Here is a 26785-nt window from a genome sequence, read left to right as displayed (position 1 = left end):
TGTTACTCCCTTACTCTTGAATTTCTATACATTACAATGCCAAAAATTTTGTTAATAATTATAAAAAGACTAGTGATTATAATCACAAACAAAGTGTAACCGATGTTTGATAAGTCGGCAATTAAATCCTTAAATACGTTGCCAATATTTAATGACTCTTCAACATTTTTAATATTAAAAAATGATAGAGCTGCTAAAACAAGCATATTTAGTGATAAGTTATCTGAAAAAAGAGTTAAATTAAGCCAAATGTTCTCAACAAAAATTATGTGCATTAATATTCACATTGGAGAAGCGCCGAATGAACGGTATGCAAATATAAATTCTTTATTTTTTAAGTCTAATGTGTTTGCGTATGCAATGTAGAAAAAGCTAATTGATCCAAATACACTTAAAATGGCTAGCGCATTAGCATAGCTGTAACCTACAACTTTAAAAAATAAAATATTTATTATCAAGAATGGAAAAATATTTATTGAACTAAAAACATAGTAGCTTATTTTGCTTGTGGTTTTATTAGAATAAAAGCCGATGATTGATCCTAAAAATGTTCCGATTAAGCATTGAAAAATAATAGCTAAAACGGATAGTGAAATTGTTGCTAAAAATGAGTAAACAAAAAAGCTGAATCTGTCTATTCTAAAGGCATTGGTGCCAAAAAGGAAGTAATAATTTTTGCCGGATAAAGATTTTATTAATGCATATGGATCATATTCAAGGATGATATAATCATTTACATTTAGAGTGTTTTTGATTATTGTGCGATGTAAATCATTATTTTCCCTAATTATCTGTAAAACAGGGCTATCAGTCAAAAATTTTCTGCTAGTAACTGGGCTGTAATAATTTGGCAAATTAATTGCTAATTCACTGTCTAAAACTGGTTTATAGGGTGAGTAATTAAGCACAAAAGCAATTGATGATATGCATATTAATAGTAAAACAAAGGATAAAAACAAGGATAGTCAAAAATAGTTGATTTTTTTAGAAAAGAATCTATTTCAAAACAACTGAAAATTGCTTCTGTAATTACTTACTTTTGCAACTTGTTTTTTATTTTTAGCCAATGAAAAGGACTTTTTAGATTCATTAGCAGAAAGCAAGTTATTAAAGCTATCCATCTAAATGTCTCCTTTTGCTACTTTTATTGGTCTACTAAACCTTATTCTAAAATTAAAGTTATTTTCTACTTTTAAAACATCATAAATTATTTCATTAATAGCAGAAAAGGTAAAGATTACAAATGCTTTATAAAATACCAAGCACATCAAAACATTAATTTCACCATTAGCAAAGGTAGAAGTTAAAATTAAACTTTGTCCTGGTATTTGGAAAATTCTTTCCATAATTATGCCTATGCTAATAATAAAAATTAAAACAGTAAGAATTCTATTAATTGTTTCAATGATTAAATTTTTGAATATGCCTATAAAAAAGACTTTTTTGTTACTTAGACCTAAGGTTTTTAACACCTTTATATAGTCTTTGTTAAGAATATTAAGCATAGCGTTTTTGACTACTATTGCAAAAAATGACACAGTTATTATTAATATGATTGAAATAGGCAAAAGCAGTGATAAAAGCATATAACCAGCATTTATTGAATCAGCAGAGACAAAATTTACTGGCAAGTCTGTGTATTCAGCCAAAATTATCATCAATGGTGCTAAAACAATAGCTGGAATGGAAGAAAAGATAAAAATCAGAAGACTAATTACTGCATCAGTTAGCTTACCGTTTTTATAGGCTAGTAATATGCCCAGTAAATATCCAAAAACTATACTTAGAATAAAGGCAATAGATTCAAAAAGCAAACTGTATTTAAAATAGTAACCAAAGTACTCTAAAGCATTATTAAAGCTGCTAGAGTTATAAACTTGCCCAAAATTAGAAAAAATAGAACCTATGAAAAGTAAAAATTGCTTACTCAAAGGCTCATTATTAAATTTATCATTGGTAATGAATTGAGACAAAAGCACATAAAATGTCAATGTTATAAGAAAAATACCTATGAAGGTAAAAAGTATTTTTCTAAATGCATATTTGTAAAAATTCATTGCAATCTTTCTACAATGAAGATTGACTATTTAATAATTTTGTGGTCTCTTAGAACTTCAAGAATTCCAGTAGAGGCAACATCTTCGTCATCTCCATTAAATTTGATTGTAATTGAGTCATTTTGCTTAACACCAAGTGTTAAAACATTCATAAGTGACTTTAAATTGGCTGTTCTGTTGCTTTTATTATTGGTAATAAGGATATCACACTTATATTTTGAAGCTTCAGCAGTTATATAGCTAGCTGGTCTAGCGTGTAGGCCAATAGGGTCAATTACTGTAGCTGTTAATTCCTTCATAATAATGCTCCTGCTATTTATTTTTATTGTTAAATATATTAATTATACACAAAATTAAGCATCATAATTTTTATATAGCCATTATGGAAATAGTAATAGAGTGTAAATATTTACATACCCAATTTAACGTCTATGGCTATAAAACAATGTAATTAGGCTAAATTTACATTGTATTTTACTTAATGTAATGCAATTGTGAAATGAATGTTATATCTATGTAGAAAACCTTATATAATAAGACATATATAAAACTTGGAGGTTGATACATGGCAAAACCAAAAAAAATTCTTTCAATTATGGCTTCACCAAACAATCCATCATTATCATCAGCTGCTAATGTTAAGGTTGCTGAATTATTAAGAAAAAAATATCCTAATAGCGAGTTTACATTAGTTGATTTAAACAACACACCTTTTGCAACAAACTCTCTTACTGTTCCATCTAAACCAACATTTTGAACTGAAACTGAATCTGATTACTGAATTGACAAGCTTAAAGAAACTGATATTTTAATTCTTTCTACTCCAATGATTAACTTTAATTACTCAGGAGCACTTAAAAACTTTATTGATTCAATTTGTGTTGCAGATAAATCATTTACATATAAGTATGTAACAAAAGGAGCTTCAAGAGGGCTAATTGATAAACTTAAAGTTATAATTGTTGCTACTCAAGGAGCGCCAAAAGGATGATATTTATTTGGTGATCATGTTAGAAACTTAAAAGGAACATTTAAGTTTCTAGGGGCTAAAAAAATTAATTCACTATTGATCGATGGCACAAAGGTTGCTCCTAAAAACAAGATGAGTTTTAGCGAAATATTAGCTGAATTAGAAGATCAAATGAAAGAATTAGTTGAAAAATACTAATTAATTAGCAGGCAAGAAATTTCGTTTAAGTCTGTTTTATAGGGGAAAAAGTAATTTGTAAAATAAAAAGCTAAGACTAAAGACATAGCTTTTTATTTTTTATTTTTCTTTGTTTTCAATTGCTTCATTAATTACAAAATATTTGTATATGTTTTGTAAAAGTGCATTAACTAGTTTATAAAAGTTTGCTTCTTGCTCATAAAAGGATTTTGTTATTTCAACAGCCTCGTTTATAACAATTTTAGGGCTAATTGACATAAGTTCATGAGTTGCATTAAGTAAAATTGCTCTAATTAATGGCGGAAGTTTAGATCATGTTGTGCTTTGGCTTAAGAATTTTAAAATAGTTTTTTGATAGTAGTCATAGTTCAAGCTAATTAATTCTAACTGCTTAAACTGCTCATTATCAATATCGCTTTCATCAGAGAATATTTGGCCAGCAGAAAGCTTTGAGTCTAGAAGTTCATACTTATATAAAACATTAATTATGCCAAGGCGGTATTCTCTTCTTGATTTCATTTCTAACTCTTTCAAAAAACTAATATGAAACTTGTTTTCTTTCTCCTACATATTTATCGCAAAGTAAGTTAACTACAGGATAAATTGCAGATAATACAAATGTATAAATTGGAATATTTACCATTGATTTTACAATAATTGGAATTGCGAATGTTACGTATTTATCGGCATATCCTCAATTTTTGTTATCAATGTAATTTCTATATTGTATATAAAGAATTGGCCCAAATATTCAACGATAAATTACTTGAATAAATGTAACAATGCTAAATATTAAAAGGTAATCTAAAAACTTAGGATTTTTGCTCTTGAAATAGAACGAAACTAATGTAACAACAGTAACTAGTGAAAGAGATAAATAAACAACAATACCAATTAAAGTTAACAAATAAGGATACTCAATTGCTTTATCTTTTATTTTCTTTTCATAATTAGCAAAACTAATTCCAGTACTTCCGTCATCAAGCTTAACAATGTTTTGAGTATAAATATAAATCATTGTTGCCATTGCAGAGATAATAACTACAAACGGAATAATCAAACGTGCTATTACTGATGATTTAAACATTGCAAAATAAATAGCACTTAAAAAAGCTATTATTGCAGGAACTAATTGGTATGTCCAATACCATAAACCAATCCTTCCGGTCAATAACAGTGATAATACATCGGCTATTACACCTAAAAAAGCTCCTTTGATTGGACCAAGTATAATTCCATACAATATACAGAATAATATTTCAGCTTTAATAAGTTTACTTAAGCCTACAAAATATAAAATTGATGATGTTACCAAAAATAAGCTAATAACTAAGCCAGAGATTGCAAGCTCCATTACCGTAAAACGAAACGGTTTTTCAAACAGAGCCTTAATGTTTGAAATAAATTTACTTTCCTTTTTTTCAACAGGTTTTTCAATAAGTCAATCCGTTGTTGTTGCAACAGATTTTAATTCTTTGCTACTATATATACCCTCCATAGTAAATTTATAATACCACATTATTAAATTTGTATAATATAAACATGAATAAATTAGAGTTTGGAACTGCTGGCATCCGCGGAAAAATAGGCCTAGGTATTGAAAATTTAAATATAGCTCATGTTAAAAGAATAATGCATGGATATGCTAAATATTTACTAAATAAGTATGCTAATCAAGAAGTTAGAATAGTTATTGGTAGAGATAACAGAAGAAAGTCATATAGTTTCGCGCTTTGCAGTGCACAAATATTAGATTCATACGGAATTAAGGTTTATTTTTCTAAAGAAATTTGTCCTACACCTTTTGTTAGCTATTCAATTATGCATTATAAAGCACATGGAGGCATTAATATAACAGCTAGCCACAATCCAAAAGAGTACAACGGAATCAAGCTTTATAATGAATCAGCTTTTCAAATGCTTCCTGAAGAAATTCAAGAAGTTTCAAGTTATTTTGATGATTATGAAAAATACTTAGAGCCCTATAAAACAGCCAAAGGCGTTAAAAAGGCTGATTTCAATAATTTAGAGTTCATTTCAGCAAAAGTTAAGGATAAATACTTAAATTCGGTTGCTAAAATAGCAAACAATCTTGACAAGTCAATAAATTTAAATCCTGAAAATATCAAAATAGTTTACTCGCCATTACATGGAACAGGTTCAAAATTTGTCCCAAAATTATTTAAAAAAATATTTTCTGATTCATATTCTGACATAGAACAAAGTGTTTTTTATGTGAAAGAACATATGAAAGTTGATGCAAATTTTAAATATGTTCAATATCCTAATCCTGAAAAACACTCAGCATATGAATTATTAATAAAGTTAGGCAAGCAAAAAGATGCAGACATTTTACTAATGAGTGATCCTGATAGTGATAGAGTTGGGCTAGCAGTTAGGCATGATAATGAATATAGAATTTTAAACGGCAATGAAACTGCCATAATTATCTTTAAATTCTTGCTTGATTTATCCAAAAGCACTATAAAACAGCCAAATAATAATTATATTGTCTATTCTTTTGTTTCAACTAACATTCCTGAAATATTAGCTTCTGCTGAAGGAATTAAATCAGTAGTTGTGCCAACTGGATTTAAATGGATAGGCAAAATAATCAATGAGCTTTCTAATGTGGGAAAAAAATTTATGTTTGCTTTTGAAGAAAGCTATGGGTCATTAATTGATGAAGATCTCTCAAGAGATAAAGACGCATTACAATCAATAGCAATACTAACTAAAATGGCTTCTTACTACAAAAAACAAAATAAAACTTTAATCAACTTACTTAATGAAGTTTATGAAAAAGTGGGCTATGTTGCAAGTGAAAACATTGAAATTGAAGTTGACAAGAGCGTTGATTTAACTCAATTACAGGGAAAATTTAAGAATTTAAATTTCGAAAATAAAGTAATTGAAGACTTTAATTTAAAATCAGACTTTATGCAGTCAAATATGATTCAAATTAAGTTTAAAAATGATAATTCTTGATTAGCACTAAGGCCTTCAGGAACTGAGCCCAAAATCAAGTTTTATGTTTTTGCTTTTGATAAAACAATTGACTTAGCACAGCAAAAATTAAACATGTTTAAAGAAACGATAAAGTCTATTTTATAGGCAAATAAAAAAATTAAGGGCAGCCTTAATTTTATTTTTTCTTTAAATCTACATCAATTAATGTAGCTCTTAGTGGGTCTCCCCCGTATTCTTCATTAAAAAGTGTTTTAAAAGGCGAATGGTTATCATTGTAATGAATTAATTCAGCCTTTACATACTTATTAAGATCGAAATTCTTAATCTCAGTGTCATTGTTTAATACCCCAGGATAAAAGTATGTATATGTATATACCGAGACACTAGCAGGCTTAGTTGTATCTTTTTTATCTTTTGTTAAATCAATACGCAAGATATTGCCATCTTTTAATAGTAAGTAGACGTTTTCTTCATTTGTTTCTTGGTTCTTTTTACCAATTACATATTTTGCAACATCATTTGTTTTTGGCATATGAAACGCACCAAGTTCAACACTACTTTTTTGAGCATCAATATTAGCTTTTTCATTCACTGCTTTAAATTGGTCAGATACATCATATAGAACAAAAACAAATCTATCTAGGTTGTATAAGAATCACAATCAATTCTTCTTATATGCTTCATCAAGCTTTGAATCTAACACTTCAATAGGATAAGCATCACCACCGCCATATGAATCATCCGATCCATAGCTACTTACAATGTTGTTTTTATAACCTAAGTACGCCTTTATATCCTTCAAGTAATCTAAACTTATATTTCTTTGTTCTTCAACATACTTATCTTTTAATTCTTTGTTATTTCCATATGCTTTATTTAAAATGGCTTGGACATAGTCATAACTTAAGAAAGTATCTCAGCTTTTATTATGGTTATCATTTTTTATTAAATAAGCTTCACTATTACTTTGTTTATTAGTGCATGAAACAGATGAGAGTGCAATTAGTGGAAAAGAAGAAGGAATTATGTAACTAAAATATTTTTTATTTTTCATCATTTCCTCCTTCTTTTAATGTCAAGGTTGATAAGAAAGGATAATTATAATTTTTCTTCACTAAATCTTCTTCAAAGCTTTCATAGCCCTTTGGGTCTTTATGATATATTGCTGAGTGGATTATGTCTGAAATAAAATTCATAGATATTTTGTTATCTCTAGAATATAAGCTAAAATGGATGAATTTGTCTATTTTAAAAGGGTATTGGGCATCTTTTGATATAACAACTCTAATAATAAGTTTGTCTTTTTTAATGTACATAACTTTTTTACCAGGAGTATGAGCTGACTCACCACCCTGAATTAAAGAATCAAGATTTTTGTTAATAAATGAAAAACTATCTATGCCAGGGTTTTGATCTTTGCTTTTATTTAGAAATTCTGTAGAATGCTCAGCATTGCCAGTTTTTTCTAAAGTTCAAACTTCAAAAGGTCTAACTGCAAATTTGTCAATATTTTTAAGCATAAACAATCAATTCTTAGAATAGAAATTATTTAATACTTCTTTGTGGTTTTTCACCATTTCTAAATGATCATGGCCAGGCTTTTGATTTTTTCCTTTTCTAACAAAATAAGGAACTTTCTTGCTTAATTCTTTAATTTCACTAAATAACCTTTTCTCATCTTCTTGAGACTTGACATATTCATTTTTTTTAACAATGTCATCTTTGAAAGTTAGGGATAGAAGGCTTTTTATTATATTTTCAGTAACTACTTCTTTGTTGCTAAGCGCTTGTGGGATGATGTCATATTCTTTTGGAATATGTTGTAAAAGATTTGATGAAGTAGACAAATTAGAAGTTTTTATACATGAAACTGCAGATACTGCAACAGGCATAATTACTAGTGGAGATATTAATGCAAATTTTCTACTTTTCATAATCAATATTCCTCATTGTAAATCTATAGATTGACAAATTATCCTTATTTATAGTATTTATGGCATCAACAAAATGTGAGTTATATTGATGCTTAGCATGAAATTCGAAGAATTTTTTATCACCTTTTAATTTTAAAAATTCTGCTAAGACCTTATTTATGTCAATGCTATGCGATTCAGTTGCACGAAGTGATCTAGATTCATCTTCTTCATTGGCTTCAGCATTTGCATCATTATCATCATTAGCATCATCTTCTGCTTCACCAATTTTTTCTTCAATATCATCTAATAAATCTTTTTCGCGTTTACTATTTATTTCATTCTCAAGTGTCAAAATTTGCTCTTTAAGATTTGCTGATTCTTTGAAAAGTAATAAGTCAGTCAAAATTTGCAATTTTGGCTTACCGTCTTCTACATATTTCAACACTTTTATAGCTTTATTAGTGTCAAAAATTAAGTACCATGATTCAATTTGACCAATTGAATTTTGCACATAAGATTTAGGATCAATATTTTTGTACTTATCCTTATTTTTATCTACTCATTTTTTAATAATTGATGAAGCATCAGGAAACTTATATTTAAAAATTGCTTCTGGTTTTTTATTTTTGATATTAGTTGTTCATGAACCAAGCTCATTATGAACTTTTTCAAAAAGTTTTTTTTCTCCTTCAAATTTTCTATACAAATCATTATATGGAGAAAAAATAAATCAAAAATGATCAAGATTATTTAAAACTCAATATCAATCCTGCGACAAATGCTTTTGTATTGCATCTTTAGCTTTATTTATAATTCTTGAATAATGACTACTTCCATCAGAAGCTTTATTTGAAATAAAAATTGGGTAATAGGTAAATGAATACTCTAGTTCTTTGAAAAGTGCATTAGATCTGTTTTCTTGAAAAGAGACATAATTTTTACGTAAATCATCATTATTGTTAGTATAAAGATTAAGCATTCCATTCACAATAGGATTTTTATACAATTTGTCTATTTTGGGTGCTAAATTATTGTTATTATCAGTGCTATTAGTATTTTTATTATGATTGCTTGCAGCAATTATAAGAGGTATAGGTGGTATGAAAGCAATAGCAGCAAGCAACATAAATTTAGATTTTTTCATACTAATCCTTTACATTATTCAATTTACGTCTAGCACTATAAAACAGGCACAAAATGCATAATTGGAAATATTGAACTAAGCGTTAATAACTTTTTCATAAAACAATGTCTCCAAATGGCCTTTTTTAGCCCCAGAATAGATTATGTTCCCATTGTGTATAAGAGTTACTGAATTCACATATTTATCAATTTCAGATAAAACGTGCGAGCTAATTAAAATTGCTATGCCATCATTTTCATTTAAGTTTTTTAATAATGAAAAAAGTTCGTATCTAGCAGTAGGGTCTAAGTTAGCAGCTGGTTCATCCAAAATTAGTAATTTAGGATCATGCAATAATGCTTGAATAAGTAATACTTTCTTCTTTTGGCCTGATGAAAAGTTGTAAGGTTTATCGTTTTCAAGATCTTCAATGTTAAATAATTTTAAAAACTTCTTAATTTTTAAATCTGCCTGTTTTTTAGGTATATTCGACAAAATAGAAAAGTTATATAAATATTGATAAACGCTTAATTCTTTTGGAAAAATTGCATTTTCAGGCACATAGCCAATAATTGACTTAACGCTGGCATCTTTTATGTTTTTGCCATAAATTAATATTTGACCTGAATAATTTGGATATGCTCCAATTATTGATTTAATTGTGGTTGTTTTACCAGCACCATTTTCGCCAATAAATGCATGAAAGTCGCCTGAGTTAATAGTTATATTAACGTTTTTAATGCCTCTTTTAGTTTTGCTAAAGATTTTAGTCAAATCAATTACTTCTAAAACTTTATCCATAATTATTTGTACTCCTTCTTTCTATACAAGGCAAATACTGAAGCAAATAAAACTCCATTTAAAATAATTCAAATTGGAATGTAGGCATTTTTATTAACAATTTGGCTACTTCTGTTTATTGCAAAAACTTGGTCAGCTGATTGGAAAAGGTAATTATTTTCACTAGGGTCTAGTTCATATCTTATTTTTATTTTGGCATTCTCAATGCCACCATTTGCCCCCTTTTTACCAACTGGGACAACTGTTTTGACAAATCTTTTGAATCCGCCTATTTTATAGTCTTGTCCGAGAATATTAATTGTGTATTGAAAGTCTCCAAAAGATTCTTTAGTATCAGGGTTTTTTAGCATTGCTTCATATATTTTGGTTTCCGGATAATTAAAATATATGTAATTTAAAAGGGCTACTGTGAAGTAAATTCTTTTTTCAAAAATAGATTTTATTTTATTTTGTTTCAATGCATTTTCATCAAAAATTGTTACATTGGCATTATTGTATTTATTAATTTCACTGGCATTATCAATATCATCATTATTGATGTATTTGCTAATTTCAGACATCAATAATTTATTTATTTCAACTAAATTGTCATTTTGAGCAATTTTTTCATTGAATTTTTCAACGAAGTTTTTAGCTATTAAGTTAAATCTTTCGTCTCTAAGAGCTTCATAGACATATTTTCACTTAATTCTGCCAACTAAATTGCTTCCTTCATCACTGAAATTAGCATCATCTTCAAAAAATTCAATATTTGGGTTATCAGAACCAACACGAGCATAAAGAATGTCATGGTTAACAACTTCAATATTGCTGCCATATGCATCTTTTAAACTATTATTAGACTTTAGCACGCCAGGAACAATATATTTAGGTGCATTATTTTTGTCTGAAGTAATATATTTCTTTAAATTGACGTTTGTGTCTAATTTATAGTTATATGTGACATCATCAAGTTCATTGTAATACACATAATTATCTAAGTTAGAAAACTTTTTAACTGATGCTGATTCAAAAACATTTTTGTTTTTGAAGTTAAAGATATCAATTAATTGATATGGTACTGAAAGCCATGAGTATGCTTGTCATTCGGTACTAGATTTATTAGAAAGATTCATAACTTCTTGCAAATACTTAATTTGCTCTTCCGAAAAACCTTTATTATCAGCGCCATTTGAAATAAGCAAAAGTTCATCCTTTTTATTGTTTAAATAAAAAGGTTCTATATTTGCTTCGTTGCCTGAAGCGTGATATTGATATGGTCTATTAATAAAATGAGCTGCATTATTAATATTTGAAGCTGAGTTAGCTGAAATTAATGAACCACCTAGTGCTAATGGAATAAAGAGTGCAATAGGAATTGTCATTGCAATTTTTTGGCTTAATTTATAGCAAATCAAGGCTGTAAATAGGCCAAAAAGTAAATATGTCATTAAGCTAACAAAGAAAAATAATAATGAAGCCAAAAAGAACTCTTTAATTTCATAAATTGCATAAAGGCCAAATAGCGCGGCCACTAACATTATTAATGATCATATAAGACCAAAATAAATTAATGCTAGCAGTTTACCTAAAATTAGGTTATTTCTAGAAATAGGCTTAGATAAAGTGATTATTTCTAGTCCTTCACTATCAAAGTCTTTAAAAATATTTAATGCTTTAATAGATGAAAAAATAACTGTTGCTGATGCACTTATAAAAATAAATATATAGGCCGAAAGTAAATGGTAGTTTTCACTAACTACGAATTTATAGACTAAGCCAATAATTAGTGAGAACACCAAAACTAGTATAGGCAAAATGAATGTGCTAATTTTTCTAAAGACAATGTTAAAAGCAAACCTGGAGTATTTAAAAGCAGATGTGCTCATCATTTCTCCTTATGTTTAATAAATTAAACATAGTTATAAAATAAATTCATAACTTGTTTTTTAATTGATTTTATTATTTATGTGAATTGCCTATATGAATAAAAATTATTAGTTAATAATAACTATTAATAATTTCTAATAATATTTTATTACAAATTATGCCTTTATAAATAATTTAATTTTGAAAGAAGGCAATAAAAAAATGAAATAAGACTTATTTCATTAATTTATAGTAGTTTATGGACTTTATGCAAAAGCAAATTTTGGCCTATGTTTAGTTTTTAAAATAAGTTTTTTAAGCTCAAAACATATAGTATTAACAAAAGCTAAGGGCAACGATCATGCTAATAATATTCCATTATCAAAAGTTAAAAGGTTTTCATACATTCTAAATACTTTAGCTAATTCTGGTACAAAAGCTACTAAAATAACTGATAATGAGCTAAATGATATTGCTGCATAAACCTGTCAGTATTTCTTTACGCTTGTTTTGAAAATGCTGTTGTCATTAATTAAATTTATTGCATTAATTGAAGTTGCCACACCCATTGTCACAAAGGCACAGGTTGAAGCAATAGCTAGTAAGTTAAGGCCATTATTGATAAGATTACTATGAAAGTGAATAGTATACAAAGCACCAGCAGTATATGATAAAAGTGACATTAAACTTATAACTAGCGACTGTCATAGTAAATTAATGCCCATACCACGAGCAAAAATACTTTCATTTTTGCTAAATGGTGATCTGTTCATTACATCAATTTCTGAATCAATTAAACCAAGTGCAATAGCAGGGAGTCCATGAGTTAAAAGATTAATTCAAAGTAGTTGGGATGCACTAAAAACATAAAATTCATTATCTGAAAAGTAGTTTCTAAAAGCATAGTAAAAAGCTATTAATCCAATTAACATTACAATTACTTCAGTAACTGAAGAAATCAGTAGGTTCATAATTACTGTTTTGACTTTGTCATAAATTTGTCTACCATTTTTAACTGATCTAACTATAGTGTTAAAGTTATCATCAGTTAAGATAAAATCAGCTGACTGTTTTGCTACATCTGTGCCAGTTATTCCCATTGCACAGCCAATATCACTTGCTTTAAGTGCAGGAGCATCATTAACTCCATCACCAGTCATAGCAACAACCTTGTCATATGATTGTCAAGCTTTAACAATTCTTAGTTTATCACTAGGATTTACTCTTGAATAAACAGCTATTTTTTGGATATTATTTCTTAATTTATCATCATCTCAGTCTTTTAATTCTGAACCATCTAAACAGATATCATCACCATTAGGGTTGTATATGCCTAGGGTTGTTGCAATTGATTTGGCAGTTATTAAGTTATCGCCTGTAATCATTACAACTTTTATTCCTGCATTTTGTGCTTCTAAAACACTTTTAGCTACATTAGCCCGTGGCGGGTCAATCATTGCAACTAAGCCGATAAATGTTAAGTCATCTTCATCTTCGAAGTTAATAGTATCATCATTAATATTCTTTTTAGCAAAAGCTAAAACTCTATATGACTTAGCGGCTCAATCGTTGTTAATTTTCATAATTTCATCTTTATTTATGTTATTGCATTTACTAATAACAACATCCGGAGCGCCCTTAGTTATCATAATTTTATTTCTGTTTTTATCTTTTACTAAGACAGACATCATTTTTCTGTCACTATCAAATGGCAGTGTGCTAATAATATTATTATTTTTAAGTAATTCTTGCTTTGTGACACTGTGCTTTAGTGCATAAAGCAGAAGTCCAGTCTCAGTTGGATCGCCAATTTCTTTTATTTCTTCATTGTCAATATTTAAGTATGCATCATTACAAAAACAAAGTGAGTTAAGTAGCTCATTAAAATCACTGCCACTTGTTTCTAAATTGTCCAAAAAGCCTTTTTTATTGAGATATAGGTCAACAACAGTCATTTTATTTTCGGTCAATGTTCCTGTTTTGTCAGTACAAATTATGTTTGCTGAACCTAATGTTTCAACTGCCAAAAGATTTTTAACTAAACCTTTTTCTTTGCTTATTTTTGAAACTCCAATTGATAAAATAACTGTTGTAAAAGCAATTAATCCTTCTGGTATTGCAGCAACAGCTAAAGATATACCAGTAATTAATGAATTAGTATAAACATCAGGCTTGTTTCATACTCCACTATAGGCATTATTTAAAATTATTTGTAATAGCATACTTACAAAAAGTAAGATTATTCCTGAATAACCAAATCATTTACTTAGTTTATTTAATTTAGTTTGTAAAGGTGTTAAGTTTTTCTTTTGGTTTTGCAAACTTGTATTTATTTGCCCTATTTGGGTTTTGACTCCTACATTTTCAACAATATAAGAAGCCTTACCATTTGAAACAAATGTGCCTGAGTAAACTAAATGCTTATTTTCAGCTAAAGTTTTGTCATCAGTTGCATCTCAATTTGCACATTTTAATACAGCTTCACTCTCACCTGTTAAGCTACTTTCTATTGCATAAAAATTAGATGAGTTAACTAGCCTGCCATCAGCATTTATAGTATCACCAGCAGATAAAAGCACTAAATCACCAACAACCAATTCATTAGCAGGAATGCTTATTACTTCATTGTTTCTTACAACAGTAGAATTAGATATAGTTTTGCTTTCTAGTGCTCGTACAGCTTGGTCACTCTTTACTTCTTGATATGCGCCAATAGCACTGTTTAATAGTATTACAAGCATAATAATGGCTGGTTCAACATAACCAATTATTACTTGTGTGCTTGGTCTATTTCCTTTCAAGTGCTCATAAATTGCTAAGCTAACACTTATTACTGCTGCTATTATTAGCAAAATAACCATCGGGTCAATAAATTGCTTAAAATAAGCAACTATAGGGTTAATTTTTTTGCTTTTTTTCAAAACATTTTCGCCATGTTTTTGTAAACTTAAGGCTGCCTGTTCATCACTAAGCCCATTATATTTTTGTGCTTCATCTCATTTCATATTGAGTACCTCATATTTAGTATTAAAATAATACATTAAATGCAAAAAATATAACTAATATACTGTCCATAACTTTTGATTTTTATAAAAATAAAATAAAAAAAATGGCGGGGAAGAGAGGGTTCGAACCTCCGCGGGTGTTTTATCACCCCTAACGCGTTAGCAATGCGTCCTCTTCACCAACTTGAGTACTTCCCCACGCAATTGGCTTTTTTATTATAGCAAAATTATTTAATATCAAAAAAAATTATATAGCCTTTTTAGTATTTTATTAAGAGCTATAAATACTTTTCAAAATAAAAATGCTGAAGTTTATAACTTCAGTATGTTTTTGCTTTGTATTAAACATTATATGCCATACATTGCTGTTTTATAGGAGTATAGGTTATTTTTCTACTTTTTTAGATATATAAACAGCTACTTCATCTTTAAGCTCATTGTTATCTAAAGCATAATCAATATTTGCTTGGACAAAACCCTTGACTGAACCTAAATCATATCTTGTGCCTTCAAATTCAAAAGCATAAATATCTTGATTATAATCTTTTTGAAGACTTTCAAAAGCGTCAACAACTTGTATTTCATTGATGCCATCATATTCAATTTTGCTTAATATGTCTAGTATTTCACTATTAAAAACATACCTGCCTAAAATTGCTTTGTGGCTTGGAGCATCGCTTAATTTTGGTTTTTCTACTGCACCCTTAATTTTGAAAAATTTATTATCTTTTTCAGATTCATTTAAAGGAGCAACAATGCCATATTTTGATACGTCACTGTCGCTTACAGACTGAACTCCTAGAATGTTTGAGCCTGTTTTATAGTAAAATTTGATCAACTGCTTAATTGCAGGAGTTTTTGATTTTATTAAATCATCGCCTAATATAATTGCAAAAGGCTCATCTTTAATTTCTTCTTTAGCACAAGCTAAAGCATGTCCTAAGCCATTTTGAGACTCTTGGATAACAATTTTAATTAAATTATTTTTATTGGTGCCTTGCACTTTTTTTAATAAAGACAGTTTATTTCTTGATGTTAATTCGTTCTCTAAATCACTGTTAACTTCAAAGTATTTAGCTATGTCTTTTTTTCTTTCGCTGATTATTAAAATTATTTCCTCAATTCCCGATGCAATAGCTTCATCAACAAGAAGACTAATTAAAGGAGTGTCTAAAATTGGCAAAAGCTCCTTGTGAACAACTTTTGTCATTGGCAAAAATCTAGTTCCTCAGCCTGCTGCAGGAATAATTAGTTTTCTAACTTTTTTGTTCATTTTGCTCCTTAGAGTGTATTGAAATTCAAATAGCATCACCAGAAGTTGAAAGAATTTTATGCTTGCTGTTCTTTTTAATAAAAAGACAGTCTCCGGCTTGCATATTTATTTTTTTGTGACTATCATCAAGCAATGAAGCAGAGCCTTGAATTAAAATTCCTAACTCATCAGTTTGTGCATTAATAAGTCAGTCAGTTGAAGCAGAATTTGAATATATTAATTCAATCTTACAATTGCCTAATTGAGCAATATCATAAAATTTTTCACATCCCAAAATTGGCTTAATTAAATTGTTAGAAAATATATTATTGATTAGTTTTACATTGGTATCCATATTTATAAATATTATCATTTTCAAGTAAATAAATAAGTAAGCAAATAAAAAAATGGCAAAGCCATTTTGGTCACTTAAATGAAATGGTGCGAACGAATGGACTTGAACCATCGACCTCACGATTATCAGTCGTGTGCTCTAACCAGCTGAGCTACGCTCGCATAATCTCGCCATAATATTATAATGGCGAATTGAATAAAGTTAATGATATTTTTGCAAAAAGTTAACGTTTTGAGAATTGACGAGCACGACGTGCTTTGTTAAGACCAGGTTTTTTACGTTCTACACTACGCGCATCACGGGTTAGCATACCAGCTGGTTTAAGTTTTGCTCTATATGTATCACTTGCTAATAATAAAGCTCTAGCAATACCTAATCTAATAGCACCAGCTTGTCCCTTAAGTCCACCACCACGAACATTAACTAAGATATCAAATTGACCTTTTGTTTCTGTTAATACTAAAGGTTGTTCAGCATCTTGAATGTGTAAGTCAGAAAGTAAGTAATTCTTTGCTTCACGATTATTAATTATGAATTTACCAGAACCAGGTCTAAGAATAACTCTAGCAGTTGATGACTTACGACGGCCTAAGCCTCTGTATTCAACCATTGATGATTTAGCATTTGCCATATTATCTTACCTCTAGTCTTTCTGGCTTTTGTGCAGCATATTTGTGTTCAGGACCAGCTACAACAAAAAGATTTCTTCTTTGTTTGTTTCCTAATTTGGTATGTGGAAGCATCCCGTAGATTGCTTTTTCAACGATTGCAGTAGGTTTTTTAGCTCTTAATTTAGCAGCAGTAATGCTTTTAAGTCCACCTGGGTAACCTGAGTGGTGGTAGTAAACCTTGTCTTCTTCTTTTTTAGCTGTAAAAATAGCTTTTTCAGCATTAATAATGATTACATAATCGCCCATATCAGCATTAGGAGTGAATGTAGGTTTTGTTTTGCCTCTAAGAACAGAAGCCACAAAAGCAGCTAAACGACCAACTACTTGGTTTTCAGCATCAACAACAAATCACTTCTTATTAGCTTTTTCACGATTAACAATTGTAGTTTGTCTCATGTGCATCTCCTTTTCTGTATGTTAACTATTGCAATTAGTAAATAGCCTTTTTATTATATAGTAAATAATATTTTTAAAAAGTAATTTTCTAATTTTTGTTAATGCGATTTATATGTATTGTTTAAATAAAAAATGCCCCAATTAATGAGTTAAGTTATTATACAAAAAAAGTTAGTAAAAAATATAAAAAACTCTTACAAATGTAAGAGTTCTACATCTATAAGCCACGTTCTGTTCCATATGTTAATATGGCGCTAACAATTTATCTAACCAAGATAATCTTGATTCTTTCCTAGATTCATTTATCATCAGAAAGTTCCCCTACCAAAATTTGGGTTTCTAGCTCATGGAGTTTACCCGTTTCACTATTCTCGTCTCTGTGGCACTAGTCGTCTAAGCCTGATTTTATTAGAATCAGCATGAACACTACAATCATCGCAGACTGTGCTAGCGTGGACTTTCCTCTACTAAAGTAATTAGCAGCTGTTAGCCGATGTCATTTAATTATACTCTAGATATTTAATTAAAAAAAGTTATCAAAAATCTTTCAAAGCCAACCTTTTCACTGATTAAGCCATTTTTAACATCTTTATCTAATTTCGAAGGCGACAAGATCATTTTTTTAATTTTATTTATACCGATTTTGCTTAAAAAGTAACTTATTTTTTTGATCCTATAACTATTTAATTTTAAGTCTCTACTTAATTGGTCGATATTCAAATGACACACTTTGTAAGCATACATTTGATGAGCAATTATAAAAATCTGGCTAATTTGACCTATTAGCACACTTATTTCTATACCTTCAAGCATTTTTTCTTTATATTTTGACCAAATAATACCTAAGTTATTAGTTTCTAAAGCATTACTAAAAGCAAAGACATCTTCACCTAGCGTTGTGACTGTGCTATTTTCAATAACTTCAGCACTAATGTGTTTTTCTAAATTTGAAAGCTTTGCAATTTCAGCACCAAGCATTAAAGTATCATTATTAATTTTATTTATTAATAATTTAATAGCTTAATCATCAATATGTAGTTTATGTTTATTAGCTAGTGATTTTGCAAGAGAAAATAATTTCCTTTCATTAATTTCTTTTGCTTCAATCATAGTTACTTTATGGTTACTATTTTCGAAAATAAATTTAGTTAACAGATTAACTGCAATCCTATCTTTTGAAATTATGTTTTCATTTATGAACACAAAAATGTTTTGATTATTCACGTTTAGTGCATTAATTAAGTCATCAGCATTTTTTAAATCATCTTTTAGAATACTTTTGTCAAAAAACGGCAAACCATAAATTAGAAATAGTTTTGGACCTGTAAATAAGCTATTTGAAATAGCAGAAGATATTAAATCATTTATTGAAGCTTGATCATCAAAACGGAATATTTCCAAAACTTTATCACTGTGTTCTTTCCTAATTTTTTGTACTTCTTGCTCAATTAAAAATTTTTCAGGCCCATAAATAAATATTATAGTTATTATTATATTTTAAAATATGCATTGGTTTTCAAATGGCATTTTATTCTGTTGATTTTCTAAAAAAAACTAGCGGTTATACATTATCAAATATAATTAGTATAACTTTAATGCGCTTTAGGTAAACACCACTTTTCAGCATTAAAAAAACATATTAGTTATCCAAAAAATGGAGGGAAAATGCTCACTAAACATACAATATTGAATATTGACGCACTAAAAATGAATAGTCACATTGATGATGAAAGTGTTGACTTAGTTATCACATCGCCACCTTATCCTATGATCAAAATGTGGGATGAAATTTTTGAAATTAATGAAAATGAAATAAAAACCGAAGCAGACGTAAATAGTGCATTTTTAAAAGCAACCCAATTTTTGAATAATGTTTGAGAAAAAGTTGACAAAAGTATAAAACCTGGTGGGATTGTTTGCATTAATATTGGTGATGCAACTAGAAATTTAGGTGGAAATTTTAGATTATTTAGTAATTCTGGACAAGTTATTAATTTTTTTATAAAGAAGGGATATTTACAGCTACCTAGCATAATTTGACGCAAACAAACCAATGCACCTAATAAATTTATGGGTTCAGGTATGCTTCCTGTTGGTGCATATGCGACTTTAGAGCATGAATGAATCTTAATTTTCCGTAAAGGTATAACAAAAAGAGAGTTTAAAAATGCTAGAGATAAGTCATTAAGAAACGAAAGTGCATTTTTCTGAGAAGAAAGAAATGTTTGATTTAGTGACTTATGAGACTTTAAAGGAATAAAGCAAAAAAATGATATAAAAAATTCCAGAGATAGAACTGCCGCTTATCCAATAGAGCTTCCTTATAGGCTTATTAGTATGTTCAGTGTAAAAAATGATATAGTTTTTGACCCATTTTTAGGCACTGGAACAACTACATTGGCTTCTATGTTATTACAGCGTAATTCAATTGGGATTGAGATCGACAAATCATTATGCAACCACTTTAAAGAATATTTAGTAAAAAATGATGATAGATTAGTTGATAATTTTAATGACAAAATCAGTAAAAGAATTTCATCTCATACTGAGTTTGTTAAAAAAAGAGTAAATGAAGGTAAACTTTTAAAACATTATAACAGCACTTTAGGTACTGAAGTTATGACTAGCCAGGAGAAATTTATAATTTTTAATAAGATTAGTTCTATTAATAAAATTGATGATAAAACATTTGAAGTTATATACAAAACATTGCAAAGCGAGTAATTGTGCATTACTTGCTTTTTAAATAGTCTTTTAATTCTTTTATGTCTGAAACGATGATTTTTATGTTTCTGTCATTCTTGTTCAGATTGTATTCAATAATTGGTATTTGAATATTTTCAATTGCCTTTGTAATTTTCTTATGTTCATATGATACAGGCTTAATTTGTATTGGTTTACCATTAATAAAAGCATCAATATTTAATGATTCTTCCGATGCTGTCGATAATCTTCAATTATAGTTGCAACCAGTAAGTTTTATTATATGCTCAACAATTAATTTTTGAACGCTAAGTCCAGTAAAAGTCTTTTCAAACATTAACTTTTTGACTCAAACTCCTACGTCATTTTTAAGACTCTGTTCATCATATGAATTTAGCATATTTTGAAAATTCTTTAACATATCAAAAATTTTGTTTACGGCATTGTCTACTGCTTCATCTTTACTAAATCCATATTCAATAACAGCAGTTTCATAATACTCTTCTCAGTCTTTAACAGATGGAATAAGATCAGAATTTTGACTTTTTATGTAACTTTCATATTGCTTGAATAATTCAGACAATTGCCCAACATTTTTAGGACTAGTGGCTTTAGTAAATTGATTTGCAAGATTCACAATTGGACTAAAATATTTAGGGAAATTAATCTTTTCAAGTAATTCACTATTTTGAATTATTGCTTCATATCTAAAATCATCATTTTGTTTTGTTTTCATATTTTTTATACTTGCTCCTTAAGATTATTTTTATTTTTGAATACTGATGTTAAAAAAAGAAAAAAAATATGGAAAAACATACTAAAATTCTCTATTTTTTCATAACGGTTTTTTCCATTTTTTAATCAATGGTATATGCCACTTTTAGATATAGATTTATTCTCCTTATATGTGTATAAATCAGCAATAGACGACAAACTTTCATTAGGATTTTCTTTTATTATTTGAAACAGTTTTAATTGATCGTCATTAAACTTATTTTCTAATTCTAACTCGTGCATTAAGTCTATGTTTTTAATATATTTATTGCTAGCAGTTACTATCTTATTAATGTTCGAAGCATCAATATTTCTTAGTCTATTAGTATTGTTTAAAAAGTCTCTGCTAATAGTATTATCCATAAAATTAAAGAAGGAGGAAGTTACAGAAATAGCCTTTAAAAAGTCGCTTATTTTTTCATGTTTTTTAATGTAGGCTATGAACTTATTATTGTGTTTGATCTTAACAAAGTTAAAGTCATATTCATTTAATTTATTAATAATTATGTCTATAAATTCTTCATAATTAGAAGCTAGTTGTAAATGATAGGAAGAGTTATTTAGGTTGCTAATTGAGCCATTACCAGCAAAAACACCTTGAAAAAATGATGATGGATAGCTAAAGTCTTCAGTTAGTGAAAAATTATTTTTGTTAATTAAAATTACTGTATTTTTGTTTTCATACTTAATACCAATTTTATTTAAATTCTTTAAAACAGTGCTTTTGATAAATTTATCATAGATTCTAAGCTTAATAATATCATTATCAATAACGCATTTAGAATATCTATACCCTCTTAAAAATTCACTTGCATCATCATTATTTCTTTTTTTGCTCAAAATTTCTAATTTGAGCTCTTTTGTAAAGTTCATTAGCACACCTACTTTAAAAGGTTAATTTTTATAATTATAAAAAAAGCAAAAGACTTTTGCCTAAAAATACTTTTGCTTCCATAAATGAAGGTTCAAGTGCAACATATGTGCTTGGCCTTTTTATTATAACATTTTTGCATAATATGCGGCATATGCCACATGCGCCCCTTGTTTGAAATCAAAGGGGGGGGTTAAAAAATCAGATGGAACATCTGCGTAAACCCTAAATAATGTTTTGTTATTCCCCTTATTTGTAATTAAGGGGGTTAGGGGGATAAAATAACTAAATTAAATGTAAAAAATAACCATTCATTTTTTATGAATGTAGCTAATTTAAATTATTTTGCTTTTAATTTAGAACGACACCATAGTCATTGGCTAACTTAAATAGTTAAATTGGTTTTTGCCAATTCAAAATTTTCTGTGGCATTTCATTTATTTGATTTACAACATCATCCAGTTGAACTTAAGAGATAGAATTAAAATCAAAACCTTTATGGAACATTCTTCTAATCATTCCGTTTCAATTTTCATTTGTTCCTCTTTGAAATGAAGCATACGGTTCAGCTCTAAATATTTTAATATTTAACCATTTTCCTAATAAACCCATTCTTTCAAATTCTATCCCATTATCGATTGTTATAGATTTGACAATTAAATTATGATCCTGGATTATTTTTTTAAGCTTTGAAATTGCCAAAAAAGCTGATTTTGACTTGATTTTAACTGCGAATCCCATCCGGGTTTGTCTTTCAACAAGTGTTAATACATTATCATATCCGTTTGATCTTTTGCCTATAATTAAGTCGCTTTCTCAATGACCATATTCTTTTCTTAAATCAATATATTTTGGTCTTGCTCATATAGGATATACATAGTAAGAATCACCAATTAACCTTGATACAACTGATGCAGTTCTTTTCCCGCCTTTTTTATAAAAAATCTCAATCTATCTCTAAGTTTCAATTTTCATTTTCTTGTCTTAATTCAGTTAAATATAGTCCTTATCGACGGTGATTCAATATCTGGAAAAGTTTGTTTAACGTATCGAGCTGTTGCGACAATGCCGTAAAATCTTTTATCAAATTTTTCCAAGAAAAACTTTTCAAATTCAGCATATTTAAAATTGCTTGTAAATTTAAACAAGTATTTGTGCGAATGTCTATTTAATGCTTTCTGTTCTGCTATTTTACATTGGTATAAGCCACTAAAAGCGGTATTACGTTTTAATTCACGACTTATTGTTGATGGATTTTTATTTAACTGTCTGGCTATTGATCTAATAGAATATCCAGATTTTATTTGAATTTCAATAAATGCACGTTCATCATATGTTAGATGATTATAATTTTTTAGTATAATTCATATGAAAGTTTCCTGCTGCCAAGTGTGGAACTTTTTTTATTTAAAAATTCAAGTGCTCCACAAATAAATTTTACTTTAATTGGTGTTGCACTTGAATTTACAATCAAGCAAACTCTTGCAAATGCAAGAATTTTTACATCTATAAGCCACGTTCTGTTCCATATGTTAATATGGCGCTAACAATTTATCTAACCAAGATAATCTTGATTCTTTCCTAGATTCATTTATCATCAGAAAGTTCCCCTACCAGAATTTGGGTTTCTAGCTCATGGAGTTTACCCGTTTCACTATTCTCGTCTCTGTGGCACTAGTCGTCTAAGCCTGATTTTATTAGAATCAGCATGAACACTACAATCATCGCAGACTGTGCTAGCGTGGACTTTCCTCTACTAATACTTTAGCAGCTGTTAGCCGATGTTTTTAAATTATACTCTAATAGATTAATTAAAGTAAGTAATCAAAAATCTTTCGAAGCCAACTTTTTCGCTTATTAAGCCATTTTTGACATCTTTATCTAATTTAGATAGCGAAAGAATCATCTTCTTTATTTTTTTTATTCCAACTTTGCTTAAAAAGTAGCTTATTTTTTTAATTCTGTAGCTATTTATTCGTAGATCTTTACTTAGCTGATCAATGCTAAGCTGACAAACTTTATATGCATATATTTGATGAGCAATTATAAATATTTGGCTAATTTGGCCAATTAGTACACTTATTTCCACGCCTTCGAGCATTTTTTCTTTATATCTAGCCCAAATTATGCCTAAGTCATTAGTTTCTAAAGCATTACTAAAAGCGAAAATGTCTTCACCTAATAGTGTTTCTGTGCTGTTTTCAATTATTTCGGGAGTGATAAAGCTATCTAAATTTGAAAGTTTTTTTAACTCACTATTTAGCATTAATGAATCATTATTGACTTTACTTATTAATAATTTAATGGCTTCATCATTGATATGAATATTGTATTTATTAACTAAAGATTTAGCAAGTGAAAATAAATTAGATTCAGACATTTCTTTAGCTTCAATCATTGTTACTTTATGTTCATTATTTTCGAAAATAAATTTAGTTCAAATATTAACAGCAATTTTATCTTTTGAAAATATGTTTTGATTTATAAAAACAAACTTATCTTGTTTATTTACTTTAAGGGCATTAATCAAGTCATTTACGTTTTCTGTTTCATCTTTAAATGTACTCTTTTCAAAAAAGTCTAAGTTATAAATCAAAAACAATTTTGCACCAGTAAATAAACTATTTGAGCTAGCTGATGAAATTAAGTCAGTAACTGAAGCTTGGTCATCGAAACGAAAAATTTCAATAGTTTTATTGCTATTTTCTTTTTTAATTTTCTCAACTTCTTGCTCAATTAAGAACTTCTCTGAACCGCAAATAAATATCATATTAATTATTATATTTTAAAAGGAGTTTTTAGTAATTTAAATGGTATTAATATGCCTTTATTTTTGCTAAGAGTTTATGTAAAAAAAGGCAGTAAACTTTAAAAAAAGGATAAACTAAAAGCCATGCATAATTTTTATATGTGGCTTTTTTAATATGCAGAAGTCAGTCTAATAATAAATTGAAATATAAGCGTGTTAATGATTAGCTTATAAACCCATAAAACAGGCATAGTGGTAATTATTTAGATAGCTGTTTATCTGCTTTATTATTTTCTAATGCTTTATTAAATTCTTTGAGCAAAATTATTCTGCTATCAATTTCGTTATTTTTTTGCCCTTCTTTTCAAAAGTCATACATATGAATTTTGATTAATTCATTTGTAATTGGCTCAGGATAATTATCACGCATAAAGTTTATTTTGCCATCAACACTTCTAAAACGCTTGGTTAAATTTAGGTGCTTATTTTTACCATTTAATTTAATAGCAGTATCAACTATTATTTTAAATTCTTCATCATTAGTTATGCCCGCAAAAAGGGATTCAAAATAAGCAATAACTTCATCATGATATTCAAATCTATGTGTAAATTTGTTTAAGAATTCTAGAAATTCATCTTTTTGTTCATCATCGCAGAAGTTAAATAATTCAGAATTGCTAAAGTATGAGTCAAAAAATCAAAATATATAGTTAGATTTATATACATCCAAATGCTTTTTCGGACTAAAAATTATTTTTTTATTAAAAATGTAGGTTAAATCATTAAAGAGTCTTTCGACCATATCAATTAAGTCTTCAGAATACTTATCTTTTTTAAGCTTTAAAAATGTATTCATAAGCTTAAAAGTAAGAGAAGCTAATATTCATGAAGAGTTTGGAATTTTAGCAACTAGCTTATTTTTAATATATTTATCAGGTATTAGTTTTACTAATGAAAAATGCATTTCTTGGTTGTTAACTTTAACTTTTAATCTAGTTGGTTCTTTTGAAAAGATAGTACCGCCAGCATAAATTTCATAGTCTTTTAGTATTGCTCTAGAGCTATTAGCTATAAATGTTCACACCTTTGGTCTTCTTCAATAATTCCCATATAAATATGAAATTGCTTTAGAATCGCTTAAAACGAATCCTTTGTTTTTAACTCAAGCCAAAAAGTCTAATTCATAGGGCTTTAAGTCATCTTCACCTTTATTTAGCTTCAGTAAAATTTTAAATTTTGCGCTTAAAAATAATTTTATTTTTAAGCATCTAAGAGCCCTAAAAATATTGTAATTAATCATTTTATTAACTAGTATAAGCATCAAGCAGTTTATAAACAAAATTCCAAAAACTACTAGCCCAATTACAAAAAATACTATGAATGAGATTAAATAGCCTAAAGTATTTTCTTCACTAATTCTTTTCATAAGATCTAATGGAAGACTTCATGGGCTAGAGAAGAAAATTATTAAGAATAAAAAGGCAGTAAAAAATAATGAATATAAAGAAAGCAAAAAGTAGTATAAAGTCAGTTTTTCCTTTATAAAATTATTTTCGTTAATGTATTTAATTTTTTCATTTAGTGTCATATTAAACCTCTAGCCTTCTATATAAAAAAGTATATATTTTAATATTTAGTAACTGCACATATTTATTCATATTTATGATTATCTTATTCATTTTTTTTCATCTAGATTATAAATTTGACTAGCTTTATTGTTTCCTTTTCCAAAGTCATAAACATTGTTAACTAATGGAAAGTATTTTGAAGCTTCTGATATATCAATTGGCTCTTGACCAGAAATATTAGCGCTAGTAACATACATTGGACCATTTTTAAGTAAAAATTGGCACAATTTTAAGTTATTTGGCATTCTAAATCCTTGGTTATTTACAATAACTGAGTATGCACCAGGTCAATATTTAGCTGCAAATTCATCAGCTTCATTATTTCATTCTTTAAATTTTCTAGCTTGTTCAATTGAGCCAACTAAAATAATGATTTTTTTACTAATAGGCCTGTTTTTAAGGTAATAAATACATTTTAGTGTATTGTCATTAACAGGGCCACCTATGCCAGTTACTGTGTCAGTTGTACAAATAAAAATATCTTTGAAGTCCATAAGG

The 26785-nt window shown here is 28.3% G+C and carries 25 protein-coding genes, 2 tRNA genes, 2 other RNA genes and 1 pseudogene; 3 read left to right on the top strand and 27 right to left on the bottom strand.

Features of this window, described 5'->3' with window-relative positions:
• Positions 1–2 precede the first annotated feature (2 nt).
• The 3 genes from MAGB_RS00550 to MAGB_RS00540 are packed head-to-tail and all read right to left on the bottom strand — an operon-like array spanning position 3 to position 2356.
• Entirely contained in the window at positions 3–1121 is a 1119-nt protein-coding gene (locus MAGB_RS00550; RefSeq protein ID WP_004023884.1) for an ABC transporter permease subunit, read from the bottom strand.
• Complete coding sequence (locus MAGB_RS00545; protein WP_004023883.1) at positions 1122–2057, bottom strand: ABC transporter permease subunit; 936 nt, start codon at positions 2055–2057, stop codon at positions 1122–1124.
• Positions 2058–2083: 26 nt separating this feature from the next.
• Entirely contained in the window at positions 2084–2356 is a 273-nt protein-coding gene (locus MAGB_RS00540; RefSeq protein WP_004023882.1) for an HPr family phosphocarrier protein, read from the bottom strand.
• Between the two features lie 266 nt (positions 2357–2622).
• On the opposite strand from MAGB_RS00540, the gene MAGB_RS00535 reads away from it, so the two are divergent.
• Positions 2623–3225 (top strand): FMN-dependent NADH-azoreductase, encoded by a 603-nt coding sequence (locus tag MAGB_RS00535; RefSeq protein WP_004023881.1) that lies wholly within the window; start codon positions 2623–2625, stop codon positions 3223–3225.
• 99 nt (positions 3226–3324) lie between these two features.
• On the opposite strand, the gene MAGB_RS00530 is transcribed toward MAGB_RS00535, so the two are convergent.
• Complete coding sequence (locus MAGB_RS00530) at positions 3325–3744, bottom strand: transcription antitermination protein NusB (RefSeq protein ID WP_004023880.1); 420 nt, start codon at positions 3742–3744, stop codon at positions 3325–3327.
• A 19-nt stretch (positions 3745–3763) separates the two neighbouring features.
• Positions 3764–4723, bottom strand: a complete 960-nt coding sequence (locus MAGB_RS00525; RefSeq protein ID WP_004023879.1) for an ECF transporter S component — start codon at positions 4721–4723, stop codon at positions 3764–3766.
• A gap of 44 nt (positions 4724–4767) precedes the next feature.
• On the opposite strand from MAGB_RS00525, the gene MAGB_RS00520 reads away from it, so the two are divergent.
• Positions 4768–6339 carry a phospho-sugar mutase gene (locus MAGB_RS00520; protein ID WP_004023878.1) on the top strand — a complete coding sequence of 524 codons (1572 nt, stop codon included), beginning with the start codon at positions 4768–4770 and terminating at the stop codon, positions 6337–6339.
• Between the two features lie 31 nt (positions 6340–6370).
• On the opposite strand, the gene MAGB_RS00515 is transcribed toward MAGB_RS00520, so the two are convergent.
• The 15 genes from MAGB_RS00515 to MAGB_RS04420 all read right to left on the bottom strand — a co-directional run bounded on the left by MAGB_RS00515 (position 6371) and on the right by MAGB_RS04420 (position 19035).
• The gene (locus MAGB_RS00515) at positions 6371–7249 is read right to left on the bottom strand and encodes an aromatic motif membrane protein (protein ID WP_235750716.1); all 879 of its coding nucleotides are present in this window, start codon (positions 7247–7249) and stop codon (positions 6371–6373) included.
• On the bottom strand, positions 7239–8129 hold the full coding sequence (locus MAGB_RS00510; protein ID WP_004023876.1) for an aromatic motif membrane protein: 891 nt from the start codon (positions 8127–8129) through the stop codon (positions 7239–7241). The genes MAGB_RS00515 and MAGB_RS00510 overlap by 11 nt, the downstream gene beginning before the upstream one ends.
• On the bottom strand, positions 8119–9255 hold the full coding sequence (locus MAGB_RS00505) for an aromatic motif membrane protein (RefSeq protein WP_004023875.1): 1137 nt from the start codon (positions 9253–9255) through the stop codon (positions 8119–8121). The genes MAGB_RS00510 and MAGB_RS00505 overlap by 11 nt, the downstream gene beginning before the upstream one ends.
• Before the next feature lie 75 nt (positions 9256–9330).
• Positions 9331–10035 carry an ABC transporter ATP-binding protein gene (locus MAGB_RS00500; RefSeq protein WP_004023874.1) on the bottom strand — a complete coding sequence of 235 codons (705 nt, stop codon included), beginning with the start codon at positions 10033–10035 and terminating at the stop codon, positions 9331–9333.
• 2 nt (positions 10036–10037) lie between these two features.
• Positions 10038–11903: an ABC transporter permease gene (locus MAGB_RS00495; RefSeq protein ID WP_004023873.1), complete on the bottom strand. Its 1866-nt coding sequence runs from the start codon at positions 11901–11903 to the stop codon at positions 10038–10040.
• 246 nt (positions 11904–12149) lie between these two features.
• On the bottom strand, positions 12150–14888 hold the full coding sequence (locus MAGB_RS00490) for a cation-translocating P-type ATPase (protein ID WP_004023872.1): 2739 nt from the start codon (positions 14886–14888) through the stop codon (positions 12150–12152).
• 105 nt (positions 14889–14993) lie between these two features.
• Positions 14994–15086: transfer RNA gene (locus tag MAGB_RS00485), tRNA-Ser, on the bottom strand.
• A gap of 187 nt (positions 15087–15273) precedes the next feature.
• Positions 15274–16161, bottom strand: a complete 888-nt coding sequence (locus tag MAGB_RS00480; protein ID WP_004023871.1) for a UTP--glucose-1-phosphate uridylyltransferase — start codon at positions 16159–16161, stop codon at positions 15274–15276.
• A complete protein-coding gene (locus MAGB_RS04135; RefSeq protein WP_235750715.1) occupies positions 16145–16495 on the bottom strand; it encodes a hypothetical protein in 351 nt (116 codons plus the stop codon). The genes MAGB_RS00480 and MAGB_RS04135 overlap by 17 nt, the downstream gene beginning before the upstream one ends.
• A gap of 84 nt (positions 16496–16579) precedes the next feature.
• A tRNA-Ile gene (locus MAGB_RS00470) sits at positions 16580–16656 on the bottom strand.
• Between the two features lie 62 nt (positions 16657–16718).
• Complete coding sequence (gene rpsI, locus MAGB_RS00465; protein WP_004023869.1) at positions 16719–17126, bottom strand: 30S ribosomal protein S9; 408 nt, start codon at positions 17124–17126, stop codon at positions 16719–16721.
• 1 nt (position 17127) lies between these two features.
• The gene (gene rplM / locus MAGB_RS00460; RefSeq protein ID WP_004023868.1) at positions 17128–17562 is read right to left on the bottom strand and encodes a 50S ribosomal protein L13; all 435 of its coding nucleotides are present in this window, start codon (positions 17560–17562) and stop codon (positions 17128–17130) included.
• A 215-nt stretch (positions 17563–17777) separates the two neighbouring features.
• Positions 17778–18060: RNase P RNA component class B (gene rnpB, locus MAGB_RS04130), an RNA gene on the bottom strand.
• A 21-nt stretch (positions 18061–18081) separates the two neighbouring features.
• Positions 18082–18570 (bottom strand): DNA polymerase III subunit delta, encoded by a 489-nt coding sequence (holA, locus tag MAGB_RS04425; RefSeq protein ID WP_420329211.1) that lies wholly within the window; start codon positions 18568–18570, stop codon positions 18082–18084.
• A gap of 12 nt (positions 18571–18582) precedes the next feature.
• Positions 18583–19035 (bottom strand): hypothetical protein, encoded by a 453-nt coding sequence (locus MAGB_RS04420; protein ID WP_268869542.1) that lies wholly within the window; start codon positions 19033–19035, stop codon positions 18583–18585.
• A gap of 192 nt (positions 19036–19227) precedes the next feature.
• On the opposite strand from MAGB_RS04420, the gene MAGB_RS00450 reads away from it, so the two are divergent.
• Positions 19228–20286: a DNA-methyltransferase gene (locus tag MAGB_RS00450; protein ID WP_004023867.1), complete on the top strand. Its 1059-nt coding sequence runs from the start codon at positions 19228–19230 to the stop codon at positions 20284–20286.
• Positions 20287–20293: 7 nt separating this feature from the next.
• Here the strand turns inward: MAGB_RS00450 and MAGB_RS00445 are convergent, their stop codons facing one another.
• From MAGB_RS00445 to MAGB_RS00420, 7 genes and pseudogenes are all read right to left on the bottom strand, one after another.
• Positions 20294–21001 (bottom strand): MjaI family restriction endonuclease, encoded by a 708-nt coding sequence (locus MAGB_RS00445; RefSeq protein ID WP_004023866.1) that lies wholly within the window; start codon positions 20999–21001, stop codon positions 20294–20296.
• 5 nt (positions 21002–21006) lie between these two features.
• Positions 21007–21912 carry a DNA-binding protein WhiA gene (gene whiA / locus MAGB_RS00440; protein ID WP_004023865.1) on the bottom strand — a complete coding sequence of 302 codons (906 nt, stop codon included), beginning with the start codon at positions 21910–21912 and terminating at the stop codon, positions 21007–21009.
• Positions 21913–22303: 391 nt separating this feature from the next.
• A pseudogene (locus MAGB_RS04620) lies at positions 22304–23278 on the bottom strand (IS30 family transposase).
• 136 nt (positions 23279–23414) lie between these two features.
• Positions 23415–23696: RNase P RNA component class B (rnpB, locus tag MAGB_RS04125), an RNA gene on the bottom strand.
• A gap of 21 nt (positions 23697–23717) precedes the next feature.
• On the bottom strand, positions 23718–24680 hold the full coding sequence (holA, locus tag MAGB_RS00430) for a DNA polymerase III subunit delta (RefSeq protein ID WP_004023864.1): 963 nt from the start codon (positions 24678–24680) through the stop codon (positions 23718–23720).
• 238 nt (positions 24681–24918) lie between these two features.
• Positions 24919–26247, bottom strand: coding sequence for an MAG4530 family protein (locus MAGB_RS00425; RefSeq protein ID WP_004023863.1), 1329 nt, complete (start codon positions 26245–26247; stop codon positions 24919–24921).
• Positions 26248–26325: 78 nt separating this feature from the next.
• On the bottom strand, positions 26326–26781 hold the full coding sequence (locus tag MAGB_RS00420; RefSeq protein WP_004023862.1) for a Sua5/YciO/YrdC/YwlC family protein: 456 nt from the start codon (positions 26779–26781) through the stop codon (positions 26326–26328).
• Positions 26782–26785: the final 4 nt, after the last annotated feature.

It is taken from the genome of Mycoplasmopsis agalactiae 14628, from assembly GCF_000266865.1.
Taxonomy (GTDB): domain Bacteria; phylum Bacillota_I; class Bacilli_A; order Mycoplasmatales; family Metamycoplasmataceae; genus Mycoplasmopsis; species Mycoplasmopsis agalactiae_A.
The sequence above is the reverse complement of the archived record's forward strand: the minus strand, read 5'-3'. Positions and strand labels throughout refer to the sequence as shown.